The following is an 8,150-nucleotide window of genomic DNA, read 5'->3' as shown; positions in this document are numbered from 1 at the left end:
TGGCGACGGTTGTCCAGGAGGTGAGTCGTCGGCTGGTCAAAGAGGGCAAGCCCGAACAACTGCGGATGAGCCTAAGCAAAGTTTGTATGATCGACCTTTCCTTTATTGAGCAGGCCTATCTTGAGGTGGCCTATAATGCTGTACAGCAAGAAACAGGCATGAGCGAGGCTTTGTTTAAGCGCTTGATCGCTACCGGGGCTAACAGCTTAGCTTCCTCTTGATTAATAATCTTAATTAATTGGGTTGGGATAGGTGGGCCTGCGCTGGGGGCTTGGAGCTGAGAGCTATGGACAATATTCTCCGCATTGTTGTAACCGGGCCGGTGGGAGCTGGAAAGTCCACTTTTATTCGCACCATTAGCGAGATCGAAGTGGTCGATACGGATCGCAAGGCCACCGATGAGGTGGCAGAGCTTAAGAAGAGCACAACAGTCAGCATGGACTTTGGCCGCCTGAGAATTGGCGAAGAGGAAGAAGAGATGTGGCTGCATCTCTACGGCACTCCCGGCCAGGCCCGTTTTAGCTTTATGTGGGATATTTTGATTAGGCGTGCCCACGGATATATTCTTTTGGTACCTGCCCACTTGCCCGGCCAGTTTCGCAATGCCCAGGCCATTCAAGCCTTTATGAGAGCTAGGACAAGTGCTCCCTCAGTTATCGGGATCACTCATGTCGATCACCCCAATGCCTGGGATCCAGAAGACATTTTGCTGATCTTGAACAACCAAGATGGCTCGGTTCCCCACACGACCTTAAATGCCCAAGAGCCGGCCTCCGTGGCCAATACGCTGCTCCTATTGGTTGAGCAACTGATGCCCCAAGTGGTCGCCTGAGAGAAGGTAGCCGAGATGGCTCGGCCTCTTCCGGCTTCTTGTAGGTACTGCCTCGGAAGCAGAAGATGCTAAGGAATGTTAAGCTAAGGGGGACTTGGATCAGGTAAGCCTCATGGAGTCCCTCTACGTCAGCGGAGAGTTTTCCCGTAGCTTTGTCAACCCCCCTATCTACTCAGCCATTGCCCTGTTTAGCTTCTTTGCTGTTATTTTCGGCCTCATCTTTAAAGACAAGTTGGAGTACCAGGTAGCCCTTTGGCAGCGGAACCGAGAGCGCCAAGGCCAGATTCCCTACCGCACGCCAGGGGTGATCCTCACCTACAGTCTCTGCTGTGGGTTTGCCTTTGGCTTTGTGGCTGCCTGTTTGCACGTGTTTGGCTTATCCTTGGCTTTGGCTGCCTTGGTCGGCGGGATCCTTGTCTTCAGCACGGCAGGATTGATCTGGTGGCGGCTGGGATCCCTGATGGATCTATTGGCGGTGGGGGGATCCCAGGCTATTGATATCGATTCTTACGGGGCAGGGGCTATTTTGGGTTCTAAGGCGGCGACGCCCACGGAAGAAGAATAGGGTACTGATGCAGAACTTTTGGCAGGCCATCGCCCAGCACCTTTCTAAAATTACAGGGGATCCCTTAGATCCCCTTCACTTCCGTTCTGTAGGCGGGGGCAGCATCAACGCTGCCTACCAGCTTTCCTGTGCGCTTCAGGCTTCTTCCGGCCAGGAAAGGCGGGAATACTTTGTCAAGGTAGCGCGGGGGGGAGAGGGGGCGCTGGAGATGTTCGCGGCAGAAGCAGCGGGCCTGCAAGCCTTAGCGGCTGCCAACGCCGTGCGAGTGCCGCAGCCGATTGCCTGGGGATCCCTAGATGGGCAGGCTTACCTGGTGCTGGAATACCTGGAGCTGACCTCACCCCGCCCCCAAACGGGGAGTTTACTGGGATCCCAGTTGGCCCAGTTGCACCGCACGCTCTCCCCCAACGGCAGCTACGGCTGGGATCGCAATAACACCATCGGCTCGACGCCGCAGATCAACAGTTGGCGGCAGAACTGGTTGGACTTCTACCGGGAACAGCGACTGCTCTACCAGGTCAAGCTGGCCTGCCAGCGGGGTTACCGCGGCGCGTGGGTAGCCCAAGCCGAGCGGGTCATGGCGGAGCTGGAGACTTTCTTTCGGGACTACCGGCCCGTCCCGTCTCTGCTCCATGGGGATCTCTGGGGCGGCAACTACGGCGCCTTGCCCGATGGCTCACCGGTGATTTTCGACCCGGCCACCTACTACGGGGATCGGGAGACGGATCTGGCGATGACCGAGCTTTTTGGCGGCTTTCCACCGGAGTTCTACCAGGCCTATCAAGAAGCCTATCCGCTGGATGAGGGGTATTCCCGGCGCAAGCCTCTTTACCAGCTCTACCACTGGCTTAACCATCTCAACCTGTTCGGAGAGGGCTACCTGGGCTCGGTGCAGCGGGCCTTGCAGCAATGCTTGCGCTTTCTTGGATAATCCCTCTCCCGCAAAGGGAAGAGCCAGCCGGCAGCTAGCGGCTCTTTTCTGGCGCAGCTTCCCCTGCCATGACTACAGCCCCCATATCTCCCAGCAGGCGGGACTGGTTGCGCAATATCCCCAATAGGTTCAGCCGATTGGCCCGCAGCCTGGGATCCGGATCCATGACCAAAACCGCCTCGAAAAAGCGATCCACTGCAGGGGCTGCTGCCTGCAGACCCTCCACCAGCGGGGTAAAGTCTCCTTGGAAGGCTGGCTCCACCCCCAGCCGGTAAACCCTTTGACAGGCCTCGTACAGCTCCCGTTCTGCCGCCTCCTGAAACAGGCTGGGATCCACGGCAGCCGCTGGATTCAGCACGGCGTAGTCCAAATCTCCCTGGGCGGCCAGGCGGGCGCAGCGGTTGAGGGTGGGGTAGAGATCCGCCAATTCTTCAGTAGCTCGCAGATGTTGTAAGTACTCGGCCCGCAGCAGGGTGAGGGGCAGGTTGCTCAAAGCCCGCAAGGTCAGTTCCGCTTTCTGGGGATCCTCTGTCTGCACGGATTCAGGATCCCCGACCACGGCTCTGACCAAGTCATAGTCGATTCGCTTTTCCTCCTGCAGAAGGATTTGCAGCCGCTGGGCGAGAAACTCCTGCAACGCTTTTAAGGTCTTTTCATCTCCCGCCGCATACTCCTGCACCACCTGGCGCAGGAGCTGATTGACATCCAACCTCCAGTCGGCATCCCAGGCAATCAACACCAGGCTGTTGGCAGCCCGCCGCAGGGCAAAGCGATCCGAAGAACCCGTGGGGATCTGCCCCAGGTGGAACATGCCCACCAAGGTGTCCAGGCGATCTGCCCAGCCCACCACCCGCCCGGTCAAAGAGGTGGGCAGAGCCTCCCCTGCCCCCAGGGGCCAGTAGTGCTGCTCGATCCCCTCTGCCACGGCTTCCGGCTCGCCGTCATGGCGGGCGTACTCGGCGCCCATGATCCCCTGCAGCTCCGGGAACTCGTACACCATTTGGGTAACCAGATCCGCCTTGCACAGGTAAGCCGTGCGATCTACTAAGGCTTGTTCTTGGGGATCCAGATTTAAGGCAGTGGCAATGAGGCGGCTGATGCGGCAGATGCGCTCCACTTTATTGCGCATGGATCCCAGCCCTTCGGCAAAGGTAACCGCCTGCAGCCGCTCCACCCGCTGGGCCAAGGGGATGCGGCGATCCTCCTCGTAGAAAAAGCGGGCATCGGCTAGGCGCGCCCGCACCACGCGGCTGTTGCCTGCCGCAATCCGCTCCGCTTGCCGGGGGTCGCCGTTGGAGATGGTGATGAAGTAGGGTAGCAATTTCTCGGGATCCCGGCCATCCCGCACCGGGAAGTAGCGCTGGTGGGTGATCATCACCGTCTGGATGACCGCAGGGGGCAATTGCAAAAACTCCGGCTCAAAGCGCCCCAGAACGGCCGTTGGCCACTCCACCAACTGCACCACCTCCTGTAGCAGAACAGGGGGGATCTGGGCTCGCCCGTTCACCTGCTTGGCCAGCTTGGTCACCTCCGCCTGGATCTGCGCCGCTCGTGCCGCCGGGTCAGGGTTGACGCCGGCTGCTTGCATTTGCTGAACATAGCTCTCGGCCCGCTCCAGGACAACCTGCTGGGATCCCAAAACGCGGTGGCCACGGCTGACCCGCCCGGCCACTAAGCCTGGCAGAGGATTGCCCTCAGGGGTAGGCCAGAGCAAAGGCAGTACCTGATCGTCCCAGAGGGAGACCAGCCAGCGGATGGGACGGGGAAACTTCAAGTCTCCATAGCCCCAGCGCATCAGCCGTTCGCCGCTCAAGCTGGTGATCCAAGTGGGCGCCAATTCCTGGAGCACCGCTGCCGTCGGCCGCCCCTGCAGCCGCTGCACGGCAAAGACAAAGGATCCCTTGCCCACCTGTCGGATCTCCAGGCTGGCAGGATCCACCCCCTGCTTCTGGGCAAATTTTTCCCCGGCAGGGGTGAGGCGGCCATCTTGGTAGGCCACCTGAGCCGGTGGCCCCTTCACCTCCAGGGTGCGATCCGGCTGCTGGGTGGGCAGGCCCCGCAACAGAACTGCCAAGCGGCGCGGCGTGCCGAAAAGCTGCATCTCCTCGGCCTGTAGATGGGCTTCTGCCAAAGAGGCCGGGATCCCCTTCCTCCACTGCTCTAGGGCCGAATCAACAAAACTGGCCGGCAGCTCTTCACAGCCGACTTCCAGCAAATAGGCAACCATACCCCTCTGCTCTTAGCGACATCCCCCCTGGGGATCCCAGTTTATCAGGGGAGCCGGGGCGGCGTTCACACAAGAGCTGCAACCCGCCATCAGGACCAAGTGGAATCCCCTACTGCCAGAACGCCCTCCTGCGGCCGTGCCGGGGAGGCAGCAGGCAAATGCACCACAAGGATGGGAAGGTTAGGCCGGTTACGGGCGATGATCTCCGGCTCGCGGCCCAGACGGGAGCGGCTGCGGGCTTCGCTGGGGATCAACACCAATGCATCCCCCGGCTGCAGCGCCTTCAACACCTCGGCCACCAGCCCTCCTTGCACCCGTTGGAGCGGCAGATGGGCGTAGCTTGCCGCCACCAGGGCCGGAGAGCGCTCCCGTGGCGGTCGGGTTTGCACCAGGAGAATCTGCAGCGCCGCCTTCAATTCCTCGGCCAGCGTCTGCGCCAGCCCAATCGTCTGCTGCAGGGATCCGGGAGACACTGCCAACTCTGGGGCTGCCAAAAGGATGCGCTGTGTTGTCTCGATGGGGACGGGGAAGCGCGTAATCAGCACCGGGATCCCCACCTGCCGCACCACTGCGTCGATGACGCTGCCAAAGAAATTTTCCGCGTAGGTGGAGTAGCCCTTCCAGCCGAGGATCACCAAGGTCGCCTGCCGTTCCGCTGCCGAGCGAATGATCCCTTTTTCCACCGAATCATCCACCCGCCGAATGGCTTCCACTCGGGCCACGGCGCTGTGGGCTAGAACTTCCGCAAAGGTCAACAATTGCTCTTGCCGGGCCAGAGCCGCCGGCGAGATCCCAGCGCGGTCAGACAAAACGTGCAGCGGCAGCAGCGTCCCCCCTTCTTTCTTGGCCAGAATCAAAGCCAACCGCAGCAGGTTGCTCTCGGTGTCAGGGTTGGCCACCGGCACCAGGACGCGGGATCCCCAGGCTGGCTGGGGCAGGTTACCAGCTTCTGCCGCCACCTCTGCAGGCTGGAGTCGCTCACCCCAGCGGGCCACGATCCAAGGCGAGGCAATGCAGGTAATCAGGATCATGGCGATGGTGCCGTTCACCGTCAGCTCATCCACCAATTTCACGTTGAAAGCCACCGTGATTGCCGCCAAAGTAGCCGCCGCCTGCGCTACCGACAGGCCGAACATGACCATAGCGCTGGCCAAGCGCCAGCCAAACAGTTGGGCCGGGATCCAAGCCGCCAAAAACTTGCTCACCACCTCCGCGGCAATCATCACTCCGCCCACCAGCAGCGTGCGTGGCTCGCCCAAGAGAATGCTGGGGTTGATCAGCATCCCCACCGAGATCAAGAAAAACGGTATAAACAACGTGTTGCCGATGAACTGAATCCGGTTCATGAGGGGGCTGAGCTGGGGAATGAGGGGGGTGATGGCCGTCCCAGCCAAAAAGGCGCCCACCACAGGCTCAATGCCAATCAACCCCGCCCCGTAGGCCACCACGAACAAGGTGGCAATCACAAAAGTAAACTCCGCCCCCTCGTCGTGGCCAAAGCGCTGGAAAAACCAACCGCCCAGCTTGGGCACCCCCCAGAGGGTGGCAAACATGTAGAGGGCAATCGAGGGGATGAGCGTCAGCCAGAATTGCAGTGTCAGCTCCCCTTGATGGGCGCGCACCACCACCGCCAGCACCAGCAGCGCCAAGACATTGGTAATCAACGTCGCCCCCAGGGTGGCTGTTACCGCCTGCAGGCGCATCAGGCCCAACTTGGAGACAATCGGCAGGGCAATGAGGGTGTGGGAGGCAAAACACGAGGCCACCAGCACTGCCGCCAGAAAGTCATACCCCAAGGCCAGCATGGCCGCCGTGCCGATCACCATTGGCAACAGAAAGGTGAGCACCCCGAAGACACTGGCCTTGCCGGCGTTGAGCTTCAAATCCTCCAGGCTGGTCTCCAACCCGGCCATGAACATGAGAAACAACAGCCCCACCGTGCCCAACAAGACGATGGTTCCGTCCCGCTGCAAGATGCCCAAGCCGTAGGGCCCCACCACCAACCCGGACAGGATCAGGCCGATGATCCCCGGCAGGTGCAGCCGCTCAAACAGCAGCGGGGCCACCAGCATGATCGTCAGGAGGATCAGAAACACCAGCACTGGGTCTTTCACCGGGCCGAGCAGGGCCAGAGGGATCCCTGAAATTGGCAGCCAGTTAGCCATCATCACTACCCAACAGACAGCAACCCACAGACTCGGCCAAGCGCCCGCCTGAGTCTATCAGATTCATCCAGATCCAGATAGCTCCCCATGGCCCACGGCTTTCGTCCAGTCTTCAATCTCCGGCAGGGTGTTTAACAAGCATTCAAAATACATCAAGAACACACTGGGAATGAAGACAGCCTGGCGGCGGCGCCCGCAAAGAGGCGAGAGAAACCTTCGAGAAACACACACTAAAATCGGAGGGTACATGCTCTTGGGCCGCTTATGAACCAGCTTGCTCCTGGAAAAGTGATCGGTCAGCGCTATCAACTGGTTCAGAAGATTGCGGCAGGGGGCATGGGGCAGGTGTTCAAGGCTGTGGATACCCGCCTGTTCAATCGTCCAGTGGCGGTGAAGCTGTTGCACCAAAACTTGGCAGGCGATGAAAACACCTGCCGTCACTTGCTCAAGCGCTTTCAGCAGGAAATTCGCATCAGTACCCTGCTGGGAGAGCACCCGGCCATTGTCAAGGTGCTGGATTACGGTCTGGAGAACAACCAACCTTATTTGGTGATGGAATACCTGAGGGGGCACAGCTTGGGAGAACTGATGCTCAAGCACCCGCTGCTGCCCCCTCAGCAGGTGGTGAAGATCGCCCGCCAAGTGTGTGCCGGTCTCTACTATGCCCACAATTTGGAGACTGAGCAAGATGGCCACCTCATCAAAGGGGTGATCCATCGCGACATCAAGCCCAGCAATCTCTTTGTTTTGAAAGATGAGACCCTGGGAGAGACGGTCAAGATCCTGGATTTTGGCATCGCCAAGTTGCTGAGCGATGTTTCTTTGGCCCTCGGCACCCAAACCACCGGCTTTTTGGGGACGGTGCGCTACGCCTCTCCCGAGCAGGTGCGCGGCGAGGAATTGGATCCCCGCTCCGACATCTACTCGTTCGGCGTGGTGCTCCACCGCATGCTGACCGGGCAACACCCCCTGCAGCCCAAGACCGATTCTTTTCCCGGTTGGTACGAGGCCCACAACTACCAACAGCCTCGGCCCTTCGACCGCTCCCAGTTGCCTCATGAGATCCCGCCAGCGCTGGAGGAAGTGGTGCTTGCTTGTCTGGCCAAAGACCCCGGCCAGCGGCCCCAAACCATGAAGCTCCTCAGCGACCAATTGGAGGGATCCCTGCAATCCCACAACAGCGCCGGCTCTTCCCTCACGCCCCCTCCAACAACCTCGCCGTTCTCCGAGCGCACCCTGGCAGCCATCGATGATTGGGAAGGCGCCCAGCCGGAGTCCAGGGACAGGCAGATCCCCCTCTGGGGCGGGATAGCTCTTTTTGCCGCCATCGCCGGGAGCACTTTTTGGGGCCTCCGTCTGCTTTTGAGAGACCGCTTGCTGTTCCTTTGCCCTCTGACACCGATGAGCGGGAGGCCGGCCCAGATCCACTG

The 8,150-nt window shown here is 60.1% G+C and carries 6 protein-coding genes and 1 pseudogene; 5 read left to right on the top strand and 2 right to left on the bottom strand.

Features of this window, described 5'->3' with window-relative positions; genetic code table 11:
- The 4 genes and pseudogenes from NW852_RS08530 to NW852_RS08515 all read left to right on the top strand — a co-directional run.
- Positions 1 to 221: pseudogene (locus NW852_RS08530) on the top strand (hypothetical protein); the annotation flags it as partial.
- A 65-nt stretch (positions 222 to 286) separates the two neighbouring features.
- Entirely contained in the window at positions 287 to 832 is a 546-nt protein-coding gene (locus tag NW852_RS08525; protein ID WP_414371605.1) for a GTP-binding protein, read from the top strand.
- Positions 833 to 944: 112 nt separating this feature from the next.
- A complete protein-coding gene (locus NW852_RS08520) occupies positions 945 to 1,397 on the top strand; it encodes a hypothetical protein (protein ID WP_414371603.1) in 453 nt (150 codons plus the stop codon).
- Positions 1,398 to 1,404: 7 nt separating this feature from the next.
- Positions 1,405 to 2,328, top strand: coding sequence for a fructosamine kinase family protein (locus NW852_RS08515; RefSeq protein ID WP_414365690.1), 924 nt, complete (start codon positions 1,405 to 1,407; stop codon positions 2,326 to 2,328).
- A 34-nt stretch (positions 2,329 to 2,362) separates the two neighbouring features.
- On the opposite strand, the gene glyS is transcribed toward NW852_RS08515, so the two are convergent.
- Positions 2,363 to 4,555, bottom strand: a complete 2,193-nt coding sequence (gene glyS / locus NW852_RS08510; RefSeq protein WP_414371601.1) for a glycine--tRNA ligase subunit beta — start codon at positions 4,553 to 4,555, stop codon at positions 2,363 to 2,365.
- A gap of 89 nt (positions 4,556 to 4,644) precedes the next feature.
- On the bottom strand, positions 4,645 to 6,723 hold the full coding sequence (locus NW852_RS08505; RefSeq protein ID WP_414426645.1) for a cation:proton antiporter: 2,079 nt from the start codon (positions 6,721 to 6,723) through the stop codon (positions 4,645 to 4,647).
- Between the two features lie 261 nt (positions 6,724 to 6,984).
- Between NW852_RS08505 and NW852_RS08500 the strand changes: the two genes are divergently transcribed.
- The coding region (locus NW852_RS08500; RefSeq protein WP_414426644.1) for a serine/threonine protein kinase at positions 6,985 to 8,150 on the top strand (1,166 nt) is incomplete at its 3' end.

This window comes from Synechococcus sp. H60.1 (assembly GCF_047462335.1).
Lineage (GTDB): Bacteria > Cyanobacteriota > Cyanobacteriia > Thermostichales > Thermostichaceae > Thermostichus.
The sequence above is the reverse complement of the archived record's forward strand: the minus strand, read 5'-3'. Positions and strand labels throughout refer to the sequence as shown.